The 15,483-nt window shown below is 59.1% G+C and carries 15 protein-coding genes; 12 read left to right on the top strand and 3 right to left on the bottom strand.

All coding sequences use genetic code 11. The features are described 5' to 3' along the window. The first annotated feature begins 16 nt into the window (after positions 1 to 16). Genes ACP7B3_RS24915 through ACP7B3_RS24905 form a run of 3 tightly spaced genes read left to right on the top strand, consistent with a single transcriptional unit; the run spans position 17 to position 2,696 of the window. On the top strand, positions 17 to 895 hold the full coding sequence (locus ACP7B3_RS24915; protein ID WP_426181569.1) for a heme/hemin ABC transporter substrate-binding protein: 879 nt from the start codon (positions 17 to 19) through the stop codon (positions 893 to 895). After that, a complete protein-coding gene (locus tag ACP7B3_RS24910) occupies positions 892 to 1,929 on the top strand; it encodes a FecCD family ABC transporter permease (protein ID WP_369302506.1) in 1,038 nt (345 codons plus the stop codon). The genes ACP7B3_RS24915 and ACP7B3_RS24910 overlap by 4 nt, the downstream gene beginning before the upstream one ends. Continuing rightward, positions 1,929 to 2,696: a heme ABC transporter ATP-binding protein gene (locus ACP7B3_RS24905; RefSeq protein WP_404485000.1), complete on the top strand. Its 768-nt coding sequence runs from the start codon at positions 1,929 to 1,931 to the stop codon at positions 2,694 to 2,696. The genes ACP7B3_RS24910 and ACP7B3_RS24905 overlap by 1 nt, the downstream gene beginning before the upstream one ends. Before the next feature lie 255 nt (positions 2,697 to 2,951). Here the strand turns inward: ACP7B3_RS24905 and ACP7B3_RS24900 are convergent, their stop codons facing one another. The 3 genes from ACP7B3_RS24900 to ACP7B3_RS24890 all read right to left on the bottom strand — a co-directional run bounded on the left by ACP7B3_RS24900 (position 2,952) and on the right by ACP7B3_RS24890 (position 5,420). Further along, positions 2,952 to 3,224, bottom strand: a complete 273-nt coding sequence (locus ACP7B3_RS24900; RefSeq protein ID WP_010562703.1) for a TfoX/Sxy family protein — start codon at positions 3,222 to 3,224, stop codon at positions 2,952 to 2,954. Positions 3,225 to 3,425: 201 nt separating this feature from the next. After that, positions 3,426 to 3,770: a pentapeptide repeat-containing protein gene (locus ACP7B3_RS24895; RefSeq protein ID WP_426181564.1), complete on the bottom strand. Its 345-nt coding sequence runs from the start codon at positions 3,768 to 3,770 to the stop codon at positions 3,426 to 3,428. A gap of 93 nt (positions 3,771 to 3,863) precedes the next feature. Continuing rightward, entirely contained in the window at positions 3,864 to 5,420 is a 1,557-nt protein-coding gene (locus ACP7B3_RS24890; protein WP_145162078.1) for an AAA family ATPase, read from the bottom strand. A 118-nt stretch (positions 5,421 to 5,538) separates the two neighbouring features. Between ACP7B3_RS24890 and mrcB the strand changes: the two genes are divergently transcribed. The 9 genes from mrcB (at position 5,539) to msrQ (ending at position 15,357) form a co-directional block, all read left to right on the top strand. Next, a complete protein-coding gene (gene mrcB, locus ACP7B3_RS24885; protein WP_145162075.1) occupies positions 5,539 to 7,863 on the top strand; it encodes a penicillin-binding protein 1B in 2,325 nt (774 codons plus the stop codon). A 16-nt stretch (positions 7,864 to 7,879) separates the two neighbouring features. Beyond that, complete coding sequence (locus ACP7B3_RS24880) at positions 7,880 to 8,614, top strand: tetratricopeptide repeat protein (protein WP_145162072.1); 735 nt, start codon at positions 7,880 to 7,882, stop codon at positions 8,612 to 8,614. Beyond that, positions 8,614 to 8,943, top strand: coding sequence for a YqcC family protein (locus ACP7B3_RS24875; RefSeq protein ID WP_145162069.1), 330 nt, complete (start codon positions 8,614 to 8,616; stop codon positions 8,941 to 8,943). The genes ACP7B3_RS24880 and ACP7B3_RS24875 overlap by 1 nt, the downstream gene beginning before the upstream one ends. Before the next feature lie 431 nt (positions 8,944 to 9,374). Further along, complete coding sequence (locus ACP7B3_RS24870; protein WP_106579404.1) at positions 9,375 to 11,099, top strand: acetolactate synthase 3 large subunit; 1,725 nt, start codon at positions 9,375 to 9,377, stop codon at positions 11,097 to 11,099. A 2-nt stretch (positions 11,100 to 11,101) separates the two neighbouring features. Then, positions 11,102 to 11,593, top strand: coding sequence for an acetolactate synthase small subunit (ilvN, locus tag ACP7B3_RS24865; protein ID WP_003176102.1), 492 nt, complete (start codon positions 11,102 to 11,104; stop codon positions 11,591 to 11,593). A 47-nt stretch (positions 11,594 to 11,640) separates the two neighbouring features. Next, positions 11,641 to 12,657 carry a ketol-acid reductoisomerase gene (gene ilvC / locus ACP7B3_RS24860; RefSeq protein WP_003176099.1) on the top strand — a complete coding sequence of 339 codons (1,017 nt, stop codon included), beginning with the start codon at positions 11,641 to 11,643 and terminating at the stop codon, positions 12,655 to 12,657. 145 nt (positions 12,658 to 12,802) lie between these two features. Beyond that, complete coding sequence (gene pssA, locus ACP7B3_RS24855) at positions 12,803 to 13,660, top strand: CDP-diacylglycerol--serine O-phosphatidyltransferase (RefSeq protein ID WP_145162066.1); 858 nt, start codon at positions 12,803 to 12,805, stop codon at positions 13,658 to 13,660. 63 nt (positions 13,661 to 13,723) lie between these two features. Continuing rightward, positions 13,724 to 14,737 carry a protein-methionine-sulfoxide reductase catalytic subunit MsrP gene (msrP, locus tag ACP7B3_RS24850; RefSeq protein ID WP_426181557.1) on the top strand — a complete coding sequence of 338 codons (1,014 nt, stop codon included), beginning with the start codon at positions 13,724 to 13,726 and terminating at the stop codon, positions 14,735 to 14,737. After that, positions 14,737 to 15,357 (top strand): protein-methionine-sulfoxide reductase heme-binding subunit MsrQ, encoded by a 621-nt coding sequence (gene msrQ / locus ACP7B3_RS24845; RefSeq protein ID WP_426181554.1) that lies wholly within the window; start codon positions 14,737 to 14,739, stop codon positions 15,355 to 15,357. The genes msrP and msrQ overlap by 1 nt, the downstream gene beginning before the upstream one ends. The last annotated feature ends 126 nt before the right edge of the window (positions 15,358 to 15,483 follow it).

Genomic DNA, 15,483 nt, shown 5'->3' with positions numbered 1-15,483 from the left:
GGAAGGAAACCCTGTTATGCGTCTGAGTACCAGCGCTATTGCGTTTGTTGCCTCACTGCTGGTCCACCACGGGGCGCAAGCCTCTGAACTGCCGCAACGTTGGGTGAGTGCCGGTGGAGCGCTGTCGGAGTGGGTGACGGCCTTGGGCGGCGAATCGAAACTGGTGGGCGTGGATACTACCAGCCAGCACCCGGAATCGCTGAGGGCCTTGCCGAGCATAGGTTACCAGCGCCAGTTGTCGGCGGAAGGCATTCTCAGTCTTCGCCCGCAAGTGCTGGTCGGCACCGAGGAGATGGGGCCGCCGCCGGTACTTGCGCAAATTCGCGGCGCCGGCGTGCAGGTGGAAATGTTTTCGGCCGAGCCGGACCTGCCAACCCTGAAAGGCAACTTGCAGCACCTTGGCAAGTTGCTGGGCAGCGAGGCTAAAGCCAACGAATTATTTACCGGATATGAACAAGCACTCGAGCAGCAGAAGCGCTGGGTCACTCAGGCCCAGGCCACGCAAAAATCCCCGGGTGTGCTGTTGGTGCTCGGTCATGCGGGCGGCAAGCCGCTGATCGCAGGTAAAGACACCGCCGCCGATTGGCTGTTGCAGCAGGCGGGCGGACGCAACTTGGCCACCCATACCGGCTACAAACCTTTTTCGGTGGAGTCGTTGGCGGGGCTGAGTCCTGATGTGCTGGTATTTGCTGACCGTGCCTTGACCGGCGATGCAGCGCGCGCGGCGCTGTTCAAGGAAAACCCTATTTTGGCCTCAACGCCGGCGGCCGAAAATGGCCGGGTGTTTGAGCTGGACCCCACCTTGCTGGTGGGCGGCCTGGGCCCGCGTGTGCCGCAAAGCCTGGTGCAACTGTCTGCCGGGTTCTATCCGTCCCAGGCTAAACCTGCTCCATGACCCCTCTGGTTAAGCCGAAAACACTGTTTATCGGGCTGGCGCTGTTGTGTGTATTGGCGACCTGGCTCTCATTAGCCTTGGGGCCGGTCAGCCTGCCGTTGCTGGACACACTCAGGGCCGCGTTGCGCTTGATGGGCGTGCCGATTGCTGCCGACGGCCTGGAGCAGGCCGAATTGATCCTGGGGCAGATTCGCCTGCCGCGCACATTGCTTGGCCTGGCGGTCGGCGGCGTGCTGGCGTTGTCGGGCGTGGCGATGCAGGGGTTGTTCCGTAATCCGCTGGCGGATCCCGGGCTGGTCGGGGTGTCGAGTGGCGCGGCGCTGGGGGCGGCGATTGCGATTGTCGGGGGTTCGTTTTTTGGCGGGCTGCCGGATGCGTTCGGGCCTTACTTGCTGTCGCTGTGTGCGTTTCTCGGTGGTTTGGGAGTGACTGCGCTGGTCTATCGCCTGGGGCGCCGTAACGGCCAGACCAATGTTGCGACGATGCTGCTTGCCGGCATCGCGCTCACGGCCCTCGCCAGCTCGGCGGTCGGGCTGTTTACCTATTTGGCCGACGACGCCACTCTGCGCACCCTGACGTTCTGGAACCTGGGCAGCCTCAATGGCGCGAGCTACTCGCGGTTGTGGCCGTTGCTGCTGGTGAGCGCGGGTGTCGCGCTTTGGTTGCCGCGCCGCGCCAAGGCGCTGAATGCCTTGTTGCTGGGTGAGTCCGAGGCCAGCCACCTGGGGATTGATGTGGAAGGGCTCAAGCGTGAGCTGGTGTTCTGCACCGCTTTGGGCGTGGGGGCGGCAGTAGCGGCGGCGGGGATGATCGGGTTTGTCGGGCTGGTGGTCCCGCACTTGGTGCGGTTGCTGGCCGGGCCCGACCATCGTGTGCTGTTGCCAGCCTCGGTGCTGGCCGGCGCGAGTTTGTTGCTGTTTGCAGATTTGGTGGCGCGCCTGGCCTTGGCGCCCGCGGAGTTGCCGATCGGCATTGTTACGGCGTTTATCGGTGCGCCGTTTTTTCTTTTTCTGTTGTTGCGAGGACGCGCCTGATGCTGCGAGTGGAAGCGCTGCAGATCCGGCGTGGTCGCAAGACTGTGTTGGCCGATGTCAGCCTGGACCTGTTACCGGGCCAGGTACTTGGCGTGCTGGGCCCCAATGGTGCTGGCAAAAGCACCTTGCTCAGCGCGCTGTGCGGTGAGCTGCGCCCTGATCAGGGCGCGGTGTGGCTGGATGAGCAGGCGCTCAAAAGCTGGACCGGCCCGCAGCGCGCCCAGCGCTTGGCGGTGTTGCCGCAAACCTCGACCCTGGATTTTGCGTTTCGCGTTGAAGAAGTTGTCGGCATGGGGCGTTTGCCGCATCAGACCGGGCGCGTGCGTGACGACGAGATCATCCGTGCGGCGTTGCAGGCGGCGGACATCAGCCATTTGAGCGGCCGCAGCTACTTGGCGTTGTCTGGCGGGGAGCGCCAACGTGTGCACCTGGCGCGCGTATTGGCGCAACTATGGCCGGGCGAGGCGGGGCAGACGTTGCTGCTGGATGAGCCGACGTCGATGCTTGACCCTTTGCATCAGCACACGACCTTGCAGGCTATTCGCAGTTTTGCCGATCGAGGCGCGGCCGTGCTGGTGATCCTCCATGACCTGAATCTGGCTGCGCGTTACTGTGATCGCATTCTGCTGCTGGAAGGCGGGCGTCCGCATGCCTTGGATACGCCCGCACACGTCTTGCGACCTGAGCCGCTCAAAGCTGTGTTTGGGCTGGATGTGTTGGTGCAGCCGCACCCGGAGCGTGGGCATCCGTTGATTATCGCGCGCTGAGCCTCACGGTTTTATAGGCGTTTTACAGGCAAAAAAAGACCCGGCAAGAGCCGGGTCAAATAACCGTGATTAGCCTGATGAGGAGATAATCTGAGAGTCCGAACCAATGGTCTTTCAGTTATCGGCTGATCTCGCGACCAGTTGTGATAATCATAACGATTCTCATTTGAGAGTCAACATTTGTTTTTGCTCGACCTGTGGATTTTCTCAAACAGGCGTTCGTAATGCCTGTAAACGTTGAGTTTTATCGCTGAGCTAATTCTTCTGACGTGCCGAAATCGCATCCAGCTGGCGGTTCAGCGCTTCCTTTCGCTCCGCGGGAATGTCGTTCCAGTGCACATCCATCAATGCGCCTTCAATGGCGTACAGCAATACCTTCGACGCCCGGAAACCGCGAGTTCGCACTGCCCGGTAGGCATCGACCGCTCCCAGACGGCGCAAGTCGGAGGCGCTGTGGATGCCCACCGCATGCAGCCACTGCGCCGACGTCTTGCCAAGGTTTTTCAGGTGTTGCAGCTCATCGTTCATCAAGCCTCCTTGCGACGGCCGAATGGTTCGGTGGGTATCGTGACCAGGCAAGCCTGAAAAGGAGTGTAGCGCTCAGTAGGAAAAGCGTAGTTCTTTGGTCAGGAACGGCTGAAACGCTTATAAGAATGCTCAGGAAGTTTTAAGCAGAGGCACGGCGAACCACCCGGCACTTGATGCGTAGCCGGGGGCGGGCATATGGCGTCACTTGGTGCGATAGCGCAGGCGAGTACCGAAATTAACCGACATGAGGATCTCGTCGGCGGTCAGTTCAGGTGGAAAGTAGGTGCCGGAAATTTGTGCATGCGCCAGGCTGGCGCCTTCCAGTGAGCAGTCGCGTAGATCCAGGCCACGCAGATCGGCAGAACGGAAATACGCATCGGTGAAATCTACACCTGTGGCGTCCAGGTCGCGCAGGTCCAGCCCACGAAAGTCACCGCCACGCATGTCGATGCTGCCGTCTTTAGGCCGTTCCTGGTTGAAGCCTCGAATGTCGTCCTTGTGCAGGAGCGCGTAGAGCGGAGTATCAAGAAGCTTGGGCTGACTCATGACGGCGACTCCTGTTGGAATTATGACGCCATTATAGTGCCACTATTGCTCGGTCGTGCACCGTAGATCGGTGACACGACCAAGAAATATTTCTTACAGGCCTGGCAGGCGTTGGCGAATATGCGCCACCAGAGCATCCAGGGTTCCGCTTTCATTGGTCTCTACACGCTTGCTGAGCAGCAATTCTTCAGCCGTCAGCGGGTCTCGGTTGGCCTGCTGCTCTTCAATGATGGTCAGCGTCGCGTCGGAAGGGTCGTTCTTATCCGCCTGACGTTGTGCCAACCAGCTGGCGATAACGGCTTGCGGTGCGTTGCAATCCAGGATCAGGAATGGCGCGCCGGTGGCCTCGGCAATCTTCGCGGCGGCGTCGCGCTGTTCACGTTTGAGGAAGGTGGCATCCAGTACGACCGGGTAGCCGGCGCGCAAGACGATATCGGCGATTTCATTCAGGCGAGCATAGGTTGCTGCGCTGGCGTCGGCGGCATAGATGCCGGCCTGTGGTGTGTTTTCCACGTGCTGTTCGCCAAACAGGCGTTTGCGTTCCACATCCGAGCGCAGGCGCACGGCGCCCAAGGCTTCCACCAGACGCATGGCAACGTGGCTCTTGCCGACTGCCGATACGCCGTGGGTAATTGCCAGAAAGCGCGAAGGAATAGTGCTGTAGCTTTCGGCCAGGTTGGCGTAGTTGCGGTACTGGCGCAGGGTAGTGGCGCGCTGCACCGGGCTTGCCTCGCTCGGCATGCTGAACAGTGCAACCTTGGCGCGTACCAGCGCCCGGTAAGCTTTATAGAAGTTCAGCACTTCCAGGCCTTGGTAATCGCCGGTCAGTTCCAGGTATTGGCTGATAAAGCGACGTGCCAGGGATTTGAGGCCACGGTCTTCCAGGTCCATCGCCAGGAAGCCGGTGTCGGCGTACACATCGGTGAAGCGGAACGGCTCGTTGAACTCGATGCAGTCGAAGATGACGACTTGGCCGTCGATCATCGTCGCATTGCCCAAGTGGATATCGCCGTGACATTCACGCGTGAAACCCTCGAGCTTGCGCTGAGCCAGCAAAGGCTTGAGGCGCTCGAAGCTGCTTTCGGCCCAGGCCTGCAGAGCTTCCAGCTGGGCCAGGTCGGCCTTGTCGCTGAGGAAAGGGCGAATCTGATCGAAGTTCTGGCGCACCGGCGCCATCACCTCGTCCGGGGTGCCGGCCGGGTGCGCCTGTGGAACCTTTGGTGCGGTGAGGTGGAAATGCGCAATCTGCTTGGCCATTTCATCGATGTGCGCGCTGGTCAGTTCGCCGTTGGCCTGCAAAGTGCTCAGCAGTTGGCTTTGCGGGAACTGGCGCATTTTCAGCGCGTACTCGATTACCGGGCCATCGCCGCCCAGTTGCGGAGCCTCAGCGGTGCCGGTAATTGGCAACACTTCAAGATACAAATCTTCGGTCAGGCGCTGGTTGAGGCGTAGTTCTTCGTTGCAGAAGTGCCCCCGGTCGTCCAGTTGGGTGAAATCCAGAAAGCCGAAGTTCATCGGCTTCTTCAGTTTGTAAGCGAAGGGGCCAGTCAGAATGACCCAGGAAATATGGGTCTCGATAACTTGAAACGCTTCAACCGGATGGGGATACAAAGCCGGGTTTTGCAGGGCAGCGATCAGGGACTGGCTCACGGGCGATCCTTCAAAGTCTGGGGGAAATCATGGCGGGCATTATGGCTGTTACAGCCGGTCGTGCAAACCGCTGTCCGGCTCATGTTGATCATCAATAAAGTGCGTATAATCCGCCGCCATGACTCGAACCCGATCTCCCCGTTCCCGTAAAAAACCTCCTTCCCGCGGCCTGCGTCCGTGGCTGGGCTGGGCGCTCAAGCTCAGCCTGGTAGGCCTTGTGGTGCTCGCCGGCTTCGCGGTGTACCTCGATGCTGTGGTCCAGGAGAAGTTCTCCGGCAAGCGCTGGACCATTCCGGCCAAGGTGTACGCACGCCCGCTGGAACTGTTCACCGGCCAGAAGCTGAGCAAGGATGACTTTCTCACCGAGCTCGACGCCTTGGGTTACCGCCGCGAAGCCGTGAGCAATGGCCCTGGCGCCGCGGCCGTCAGCGGCAATACCGTCGACTTGAATACCCGCGGCTTCCAGTTCTATGAAGGCCTGGAAAAAGCCCAACCGGTGCGCGTGCGCTTCTCTGGCGATTACGTCGCCGAGCTGTCGTCGCTCAATGGTTCGAAGTTGCCCGTGGTGCGCCTGGAGCCGCTGCTGATCGGCGGCATTTACCCCAAGAACCTGGAAGATCGCATCCTGATCAAGCTCGATCAGGTGCCGCCGTATCTGCTTGAAACACTGGTTGCCGTCGAAGACCGCGACTTCTACAGCCACTGGGGCGTCTCGCCCAAGTCGATTGCCCGCGCCATCTGGGTCAACACCTCTGGCGGCAAGATGACGCAGGGTGGCAGTACGCTGACGCAACAATTGGTCAAGAACTTCTACCTGACCAACGAGCGCAGCCTGACCCGCAAGCTCACCGAAGCCATGATGGCGATGCTGCTGGAGCTGCATTACAGCAAGCAGGAAATCCTCGAGGCTTACCTCAACGAAGTATTCGTCGGCCAGGATGGCCAGCGCGCCGTTCACGGCTTTGGCTTGGCCAGCCAGTTCTTCTTCGGTCAGCCGTTGTCCGAGTTGAAGCTGCATCAGGTCGCGTTGCTGGTGGGCATGGTCAAGGGACCGTCCTATTACAACCCGCGTCGCAACCCGGAGCGTGCGCTTGAACGTCGTAACCTGGTGCTGGACGTACTCGAGCAGCAGGGCGTGGCTACCGCTGAACAAGTCGCGGCCGCGAAAAAAATGCCACTGGGTGTAACCACTCGCGGCAAGCTGGCCGACAGCTCCTTCCCAGGCTTTATCGACCTGGTCAAACGTCAGTTGCGCGAAGATTACCGTGACGAAGACTTGACCGAGGAAGGCCTGCGGATCTTCACCAGTTTCGACCCGATTTTGCAGATGAAAGCCGAAGCGTCGGTCAACGACACCTTCAAACGCTTGACCGGCCGCAAGGGCGCCGATGAAGTCGAGGCGGCCATGGTGGTGACCAACCCGGAAACCGGTGAAGTCCAGGCGATGATCGGCAGTCGCCAGGCCAGTTTTGCCGGTTTCAACCGCGCGCTGGATGCCGTGCGGCCAATCGGCTCGCTGGTCAAGCCTGCGGTCTACCTGACGGCCCTGGAAAAACCGAGCAAATACACCCTGACCAGTTGGCTCTCAGATGACCCGTTGTCGGTCAAAGGTGCCGATGGCCAAGTGTGGACGCCGCAGAACTTCGATCGCCGCTCTCACGGCACGGTGTTCCTGTATCAGGGGCTGGCGCATTCCTACAACATCTCCACCTCACGCCTCGGGCTGGAAGTCGGGGTGCCGAATGTGTTGAAAACCCTGGGTCGCCTGGGCATCAACCGTGAGTTCCCGTCGTTCCCCTCGATGCTGTTGGGCGCTGGCGCCATGACCCCGATGGAAGTGGCCACGATGTACCAGACCCTCGCCAACGGCGGCTTCAATACCCCGATGCGCGGTATCCGCAGCGTGCTGACTGCCGAGGGCGAGCCGCTCAAGCGCTATCCTTTCCAGATTCAGCAGCGCTTTGATGCAGGCTCCATTTACCTGATCCAGAACGCCATGCAGCGCGTAATGCGCGAAGGCACCGGGCGCTCGGTTTACAGCGTGCTGCCGTCGAACCTGACGCTGGCGGGCAAGACCGGTACCAGTAACGATTCGCGTGACAGCTGGTTCGCAGGCTTCGGCCAGGACGTGCTGGCCGTGGTTTGGCTGGGGCGTGACGACAATGGCAAGACGCCGTTCACCGGTGCCACCGGTGCGCTGCAGGTCTGGACCAGCTTCATGCGCAAGGCCGACCCGCTGCCGCTGAACATGCCGCAACCGGACAACATCGTGCAGGCCTGGATTGATCCGCACACGGGGCAGGGCTCCGATGCCAACTGTCCGGGCGCGGTGCAGATGCCGTATATTCGCGGCAGCGAGCCACCACCCGGCGCCGCATGCGGTGGCAGTGCCCCTGCTGACGCGGAATCGGTGATGGATTGGGTCAAGGGCTGGATGAACTAAGCAAAGAGGGTTTCACGTGAACAAGTGGTTGATTCCAGCTATTACAGCTCTGGCAGTGCTCAGCGGTTGCTCCAGCGTGCAGCGCGGTTCGATTCCCGTGGTGGATTCGAGTACCACCGTTTCCAATAACGATCGCATTTCGGCCAACGGCGGCTTCCGTCAGACCGTGGTCAAGCGTCCGGCCCAAGCCACACCGCAGGCCATGCCGCAGGATTCGGGTGTGGTAGTGATGGTGCCGGGCGGTGGTGCTGCAACGTCGGCGCCGATCAGCGCCGAGCCGTGGACCCCAGGCCCAAGCACGTCGGGGCCGGTTGATTCCACGCCGATCCAGACGGCGCCGGTTAACCAGGGCACCTACAACATGCCGTCGACGCCGAGCGGTATTCCGTCGTCGTCGAACGCGGGCGGCCTGTCGGCTGATGAGCAACTGGACGGACCAGTGCTGTCGCTGTTGACCACCGCCCAGCAACAGCAGGCCGGTGGTGATTTGAACGGCGCTTCGTCCAGCCTTGAGCGTGCCCAGCGCGTGGCACCTCGCGAGCCGCAAGTGTTGTATCGCCTGGCCCAGGTGCGTATGGCTCAAGGTGATGCGCCGCAAGCCGAACAGTTCGCCCGTCGCGGCCTGAGCCTGGCCAATGGTCGTCCCGATCTGCAAGCCAACCTGTGGGCCCTGATTGGTGACGCGCGTGCTGCCCAAGGCGATGCTGCCGGTGCTGCGCAGGCTCGCCAGAAAGCCAAGGTCAGCCTCTGATGGATGCACGTTTTCCCGCGATTGCCGAGCAGTTATTGCTGATCGAGCGCGAATTGCGCGTGCAGGGCTGGTGGGACGAGGTGTCCCCCAGCGCAGAGGCGCTCAGCAGTGTCGAGCCTTTTTCGGTTGATACCCTGGATTTTCATCAGTGGCTGCAATGGATCTTCCTGGTGCGCATGAAGCAGATCCTCGAGCAGGATCTGCCGTTGCCTAATGCGTCGGGGATTCTGGAGATGGCGGAGATGGTTTACGCCGATCGCCCGCGTGAGAGCCTCGGTTTGCGTAACGCGCTGAAAAAGTTCGACCAATTGATCGTCGACGCTCGTTAATTGCCTGACTGCCGGGTTTTCCGGCAGTCTTGCGCACATTTCTACCGCTTGACGACATTCAGGCGAGTTTTATCCCTCCTCAAACCCCTTTAATCTACGTTCTCATGCGCTTAGTTGGAAAAAAGCGCAATTATTGCTTGACTTGAAGGGGCTGAAACAGAAGAATCCAAAGTCCGCTGTATCGGGACTGCCAGAAGCAGACCCGCTCAGCAGATCATGAGGCGCATATCCGCGCCGACCTGTAACACCCGCAACGCGTTACCTCGCGCTGGGTGGGAAAAGCCCGCAACACTTGGGACGATCCCAATACTTGCTCAGTCAGTGCTGACGTAGTCGGCGACCACCGTCGCTCATGCTCTGTTGAGAAGTAAACCTATTAAGACCCGTCGGTTTTTAACGGACGGTATTCTGGCGTTTTAGAGGTGAACAACGTGGAGCTTTTATCTGGCGGTGAGATGCTCGTCCGCTTTTTGCGTGACGAAGGCGTCGACTATATCTACGGGTACCCAGGTGGTGCTCTGCTGCATGTTTACGACGCACTGTTCAAGGAACCGGCTGTTACCCACATCCTGGTTCGCCACGAACAGGCCGCGACCCATATGGCTGACGGTTACGCCCGTGCCACCGGTAAAGCCGGTGTGGTACTGGTGACGTCCGGCCCAGGCGCAACGAATGCCATTACCGGCATCGCGACTGCGTATATGGACTCTATTCCGATGGTGATTATTTCCGGCCAGGTCGCAAGCACCATGGTGGGTACCGATGCATTCCAGGAAACCGACATGATCGGTATCTCCCGGCCGATCGTGAAACACAGCTTCATGATCAAGCATGCCTCGGAAATCCCGGAAGTCATGAAAAAGGCGTTCTACCTCGCACAGTCCGGTCGCCCGGGCCCTGTTGTGGTCGATATCCCGAAAGACATGACCAACCCGGCTGAAAAGTTCGAATACATCTTCCCGAAGAAAGCCAAGCTGCGTTCCTACAGCCCGGCTGTTCGTGGGCACTCGGGGCAAATCCGCAAGGCGGCAGAAATGCTTCTGGCGGCCAAGCGCCCGGTGCTGTACTCGGGCGGTGGCGTGATCCTGGGTGGCGGTTCTGCTCCACTGACCGAGCTGGCCAAGCTGCTTAATTTGCCAGTCACCAACACGTTGATGGGCCTCGGCGCATTCCCGGGCACGGACCGTCAGTTCGTCGGCATGCTCGGCATGCACGGCAGCTACACCGCCAACCTGGCCATGCACCACGCCGACGTGATCCTGGCAGTGGGCGCGCGTTTTGATGACCGTGTGATCAACGGCGCGAGCAAGTTCTGCCCGAATGCCAAGATCATCCATATCGACATCGACCCGGCGTCCATCTCCAAGACCATCAAGGCCGATGTGCCGATCGTGGGTCCGGTAGAAAGTGTGTTGACCGAGATGGTTGCCGCGCTCAAGGACATCGGCGAAACGCCGAACAAGGAATCCGTTGCCAGCTGGTGGAAGCAGATCGATGAATGGCGCGGTGACCGCGGCCTGTTCCCTTACGACAAAGGCGACGGCAGCGTTATCAAGCCACAAACCGTGATCGAAACCCTGTGCGAAGTGACCAAGGGCGATGCTTTTGTAACCTCCGATGTGGGCCAGCACCAAATGTTCGCCGCGCAGTACTACAAGTTCGACAAGCCTAACCGCTGGATCAACTCCGGTGGCCTGGGCACGATGGGCTTTGGTTTTCCTGCGGCCATGGGTGTGAAGCTGAGCTTCCCCGACACCGACGTCGCGTGCGTCACCGGTGAGGGCAGCATCCAGATGAACATTCAGGAGTTGTCGACGTGCTTGCAGTACGGCCTTCCGGTGAAGATCGTCTGCCTGAACAACGGCGTACTGGGCATGGTTCGTCAGTGGCAGGACATGAGCTACGGCAGCCGTCACTCCCATTCCTACATGGAATCGCTGCCAGATTTCGTAAAATTGGTCGAAGCCTATGGCCACGTCGGCATTCGCATCACCGATTTGAAAGATCTGAAGCCGAAGATGGAAGAGGCGTTCGCCATGAAGGACCGCCTGGTGTTCCTCGATATTCAAGTGGATACCAGCGAGCACGTCTACCCGATGCAGATCAAAGACGGCTCTATGCGCGACATGTGGCTGAACAAGACGGAGCGTACTTAATCATGCGGCACATTATCTCCCTGCTTCTGGAGAACGAACCCGGCGCTCTGTCTCGTGTTGTCGGCCTGTTTTCGCAACGCAACTACAACATCGAAAGCCTGACCGTGGCGCCGACCGAAGACCCGACCCTGTCGCGCCTGACGTTGACCACCGTGGGCCACGATGAGGTGATCGAACAGATCACCAAGAACCTCAACAAGTTGATCGAAGTGGTCAAGCTGGTCGATCTTTCGGAAAGTGCCCACATTGAGCGTGAGCTGATGTTGGTTAAGGTCAAGGCTACGGGTGCCCAGCGTGCCGAGATTAAACGGACTACTGACATTTATCGCGGGCAGATCGTCGATGTGAGCGCCAGCGTTTATACCGTTCAACTGACCGGTACAAGCGACAAGTTGGACAGTTTCATCCAGTCGATCGGGACGGCCTCGATTCTGGAAACCGTACGCAGTGGTGTCACCGGGATTGCCCGTGGCGACAAAGTACTCAGCATCTAACCCAAATTAGCGAATGGCCTTACGGCCTGGATATATAGAGGAACCTCATGAAAGTTTATTACGATAAAGATTGTGACCTGTCGATCATCCAGGGCAAGAAAGTCGCCATCATCGGCTACGGTTCCCAGGGCCACGCCCAAGCGTGCAACCTGAAAGATTCCGGCGTTGACGTCACTGTCGGCCTGCGCAAAGGTTCGGCCACTGTTGCCAAGGCTGAAGCCCATGGCCTGAAAGTGACCGACGTTGCTTCCGCCGTTGCTGCTGCTGACCTGGTCATGATTCTGACCCCGGACGAGTTCCAGTCCGCGCTGTACAAGAATGAAATCGAGCCGAACATCAAGAAGGGCGCCACCCTGGCCTTCTCCCACGGTTTCGCGATTCACTACAACCAGGTTGTTCCGCGCGCTGACCTCGACGTGATCATGATCGCGCCGAAAGCCCCGGGCCACACCGTGCGTTCCGAGTTCGTCAAAGGCGGCGGTATCCCTGACCTGATCGCGATCTACCAGGACGCCTCGGGCAACGCCAAAAACGTTGCACTGTCCTACGCAGCTGGCGTGGGTGGCGGTCGTACCGGCATCATCGAAACCACCTTCAAGGACGAGACTGAAACCGACCTGTTCGGCGAGCAAGCCGTTCTGTGCGGCGGTACCGTTGAGCTGGTCAAAGCTGGTTTCGAAACATTGGTTGAAGCTGGCTACGCGCCAGAGATGGCCTACTTCGAATGCCTGCACGAACTGAAGCTGATCGTTGACCTCATGTACGAAGGCGGTATCGCCAACATGAACTACTCGATCTCCAACAACGCCGAATACGGCGAGTACGTGACTGGCCCGGAAGTGATCAACGCCGAGTCCCGTCAGGCCATGCGCAACGCTCTGAAACGTATTCAGGACGGCGAATACGCCAAAATGTTCATCAGCGAAGGCGCAACCGGCTACCCTTCGATGACCGCCAAGCGTCGTAACAATGCCGCTCACGGTATCGAAGTCATCGGCGAGCAACTGCGATCCATGATGCCGTGGATCGGTGCCAACAAGATCGTCGACAAAGCCAAAAACTAAGTCGTACGCATCAACAGAAAACGCGGCTTAGGCCGCGTTTTTTCGTTTGAGGGGCTGGTTCTGGTATAAAGCTGCATCGTTTGCGGGCGAACACTCGCCGCAAGTTTCTGTCGAATTTTTTTCACACCGTTGCAAGGTAAAATCCATGAGCGAACGTCCCGAAGAGCCACACCAGGCCTCTGACGCCGAAAGCCTGCTGCCGATCGATGAGCATGTCGAAGAAGGGCATGACGCGGAAGGTCGCAAGGTCCGGCATCGTGGCATCTATCTTCTGCCTAACCTGTTCACCACCGCGAACCTGTTTGCCGGCTTCTATTCCATCATCAACTCCATGAGCGCCCAAAGTGCGCTGGCGGCGGGTGATGCGGTGAGTGCCAGCAAGTATTTCGGTTTTGCCGCCATCGCAATCTTCGTGGCCATGGTGCTTGATGGCCTTGATGGCCGTGTGGCGCGCATGACCAACACGCAAAGTGCCTTTGGCGCCGAGTACGACTCGCTGTCGGACATGGTCGCTTTCGGGGTCGCACCGGCGCTGCTGGCGTTTGCCTGGGCGCTGGGGGATATGGGCAAGGTCGGCTGGATGGTCGCCTTCATCTATGTCGCCGGCGCCGCTTTGCGTCTGGCGCGCTTCAATACCCAGGTGGGTACCGCTGACAAGCGTTACTTCATCGGCCTTGCCAGCCCGGCGGCGGCGGGCGTGGTGGCGGGTATTGTCTGGGCATTCAGTGACTATGGAATCCAGGGCTCGAAAATGTCGTTCCTGGTGGCCTTGATGGTGGCTGCGGCTGGCATGCTGATGGTCAGCAACATCAAGTACAACAGTTTCAAGGAGTTCGACCTCAAGGGGCGCGTGCCTTTCGTGGCGATCCTGGTGGTGGTGCTGGTGTTCGCTGTAGTGTTCAGCGACCCGCCGCGTATCCTGCTGCTGGCGTTCCTGGTCTACGCTGCTTCGGGGCCGATTCAGTACTTGCTGCATCTGCGCCGCGACAAAACATTGTCTTAATGTAATGTCCGCCATACTCCGCAGTCTATTGGTGCATCAGTCCTCCAATGCTGCGGAGTTGCCATGTTAATCAAGATCCCCAAAGCGTCCGATTGTCACGAATCGGATGTCACGCCTGAATCCTTCTATTCATCTCGCCGCAGCTTGCTCGGTGGTGCGCTTGCTGGCGTCGCTGCCAGTACTTTGCCGCGCTGGGCCAGTGCTGACGATGCAGCGCGTTATGCCGACGTCGAGCCGGGCAATGCCCCGAGTTGGTTTGCCCAGAAGCTGCCAGGCACCCAGTGGCAGGCTGTTACGGTAAAGGACGAAGCCATCACGCCGTTCAAGGACGCAACCCACTACAACAACTTCTATGAATTCGGTACTGACAAGGGGGACCCGGCGAAGAACGCGGGTTCACTCAAGACCGAGCCCTGGAGTGTGGTGATTGATGGAGAGGTCGGTAAGCCGGGGCGTTATGCCTTGGAAGACTTTATGAAGCCTTATCAGTTGGAAGAGCGCATCTACCGTTTGCGCTGCGTCGAGGCGTGGTCGATGGTGATTCCGTGGATGGGTTTCCCCCTTTCCGCCTTGCTCAAGCAAGTGGAGCCGACCTCCAAAGCCAAGTACATCCGTTTTGAAACGCTCCAGGACCCCAAAAGCATGCCGGGGCAGCGCTCAAGTTTCGGCTTGATCGACTGGCCATATGTAGAAGGGGTGCGCCTGGACGAGGCCATGAACCCATTGGCTATCCTTGCCGTTGGCATGTACGGGCGTGAACTGCCTAACCAGAACGGCGCGCCACTGCGTCTGGTGGTGCCGTGGAAGTATGGCTTCAAGAGTGTGAAGTCCATTGTGCGGATCAGTCTTGTAAGCGAACAACCCAAGACGACCTGGCAGAGCATCGCGGCCGATGAGTATGGGTTCTACGCGAACGTGAATCCTACGGTCGACCATCCTCGTTGGACTCAGGCGCGAGAACGTCGCCTGCCCAGCGGCTTGTTCAGCCCGAACGTGCGCGAGACGCAGATGTTCAATGGCTACTCGGATGAGGTCGCTTCTCTTTATACGGACCTCGATCTGCGGAAGAATTACTGATGCGTTATCCGATCTGGCGCATAGGCGTCTTTATAGCCGCGGCGATATGGCCATTTTTCTGGTTGTACGAGGCATGGAGTTCTGTGCTCGGGCCTGATCCAGGCAAAGTGCTGATGGATCGGTTGGGGCTTGGGACCTTGGTTCTGTTGCTGATCACGCTGAGCATGACGCCATTGCAGAAGCTCAGTGGGTGGGCGGGGTGGATTGCTGTCCGCCGGCAGCTGGGTCTCTGGTGTTTTGCGTATGTGGTTTTGCACCTGGCGGCTTACTGCGTCTTTATCCTGGGACTCGATTGGTCGCAATTCGGGGTGGAGCTGCGTAAGCGGCCCTACATTATTGTGGGCGCGTTGGGTTTCCTCTGCTTATTGATGCTGGCAGTGACCTCCAATCGCTATAGCCAGCGTCGACTTGGCAGTCGTTGGAAGAAGCTGCATCGCTTGGTGTATGTGATCCTTGGGCTTGGTTTGCTGCATATGTTGTGGATTGTGCGGGCCGATCTGAAGGAGTGGGCAGTATATGCATCTATAGGTGCGCTGCTTTTGGCCCTGCGTATTCCGCCTGTCATGCGCCGGATTCCCCGCCTTATCGCGAAAAAACCAGTTTCTGCACCAAAAGCGTAATTAGTGCTTGACGGCAGATTCTGGAAGTCTATAATTCGCCCCACTTCCGGCGCAGTCGAAACGGAAAACTCCTTGGTAAACAAAGAGTTACGCGAGATTCGACAGCGAGTTGCTTCAGTTCATCGA

This window comes from Pseudomonas sp. TWRC1-2, assembly GCF_049896685.1.
In the GTDB taxonomy this organism is placed as follows: Bacteria; Pseudomonadota; Gammaproteobacteria; order Pseudomonadales; family Pseudomonadaceae; genus Aquipseudomonas.
This window is presented reverse-complemented; position numbering and strand designations above follow the sequence as displayed.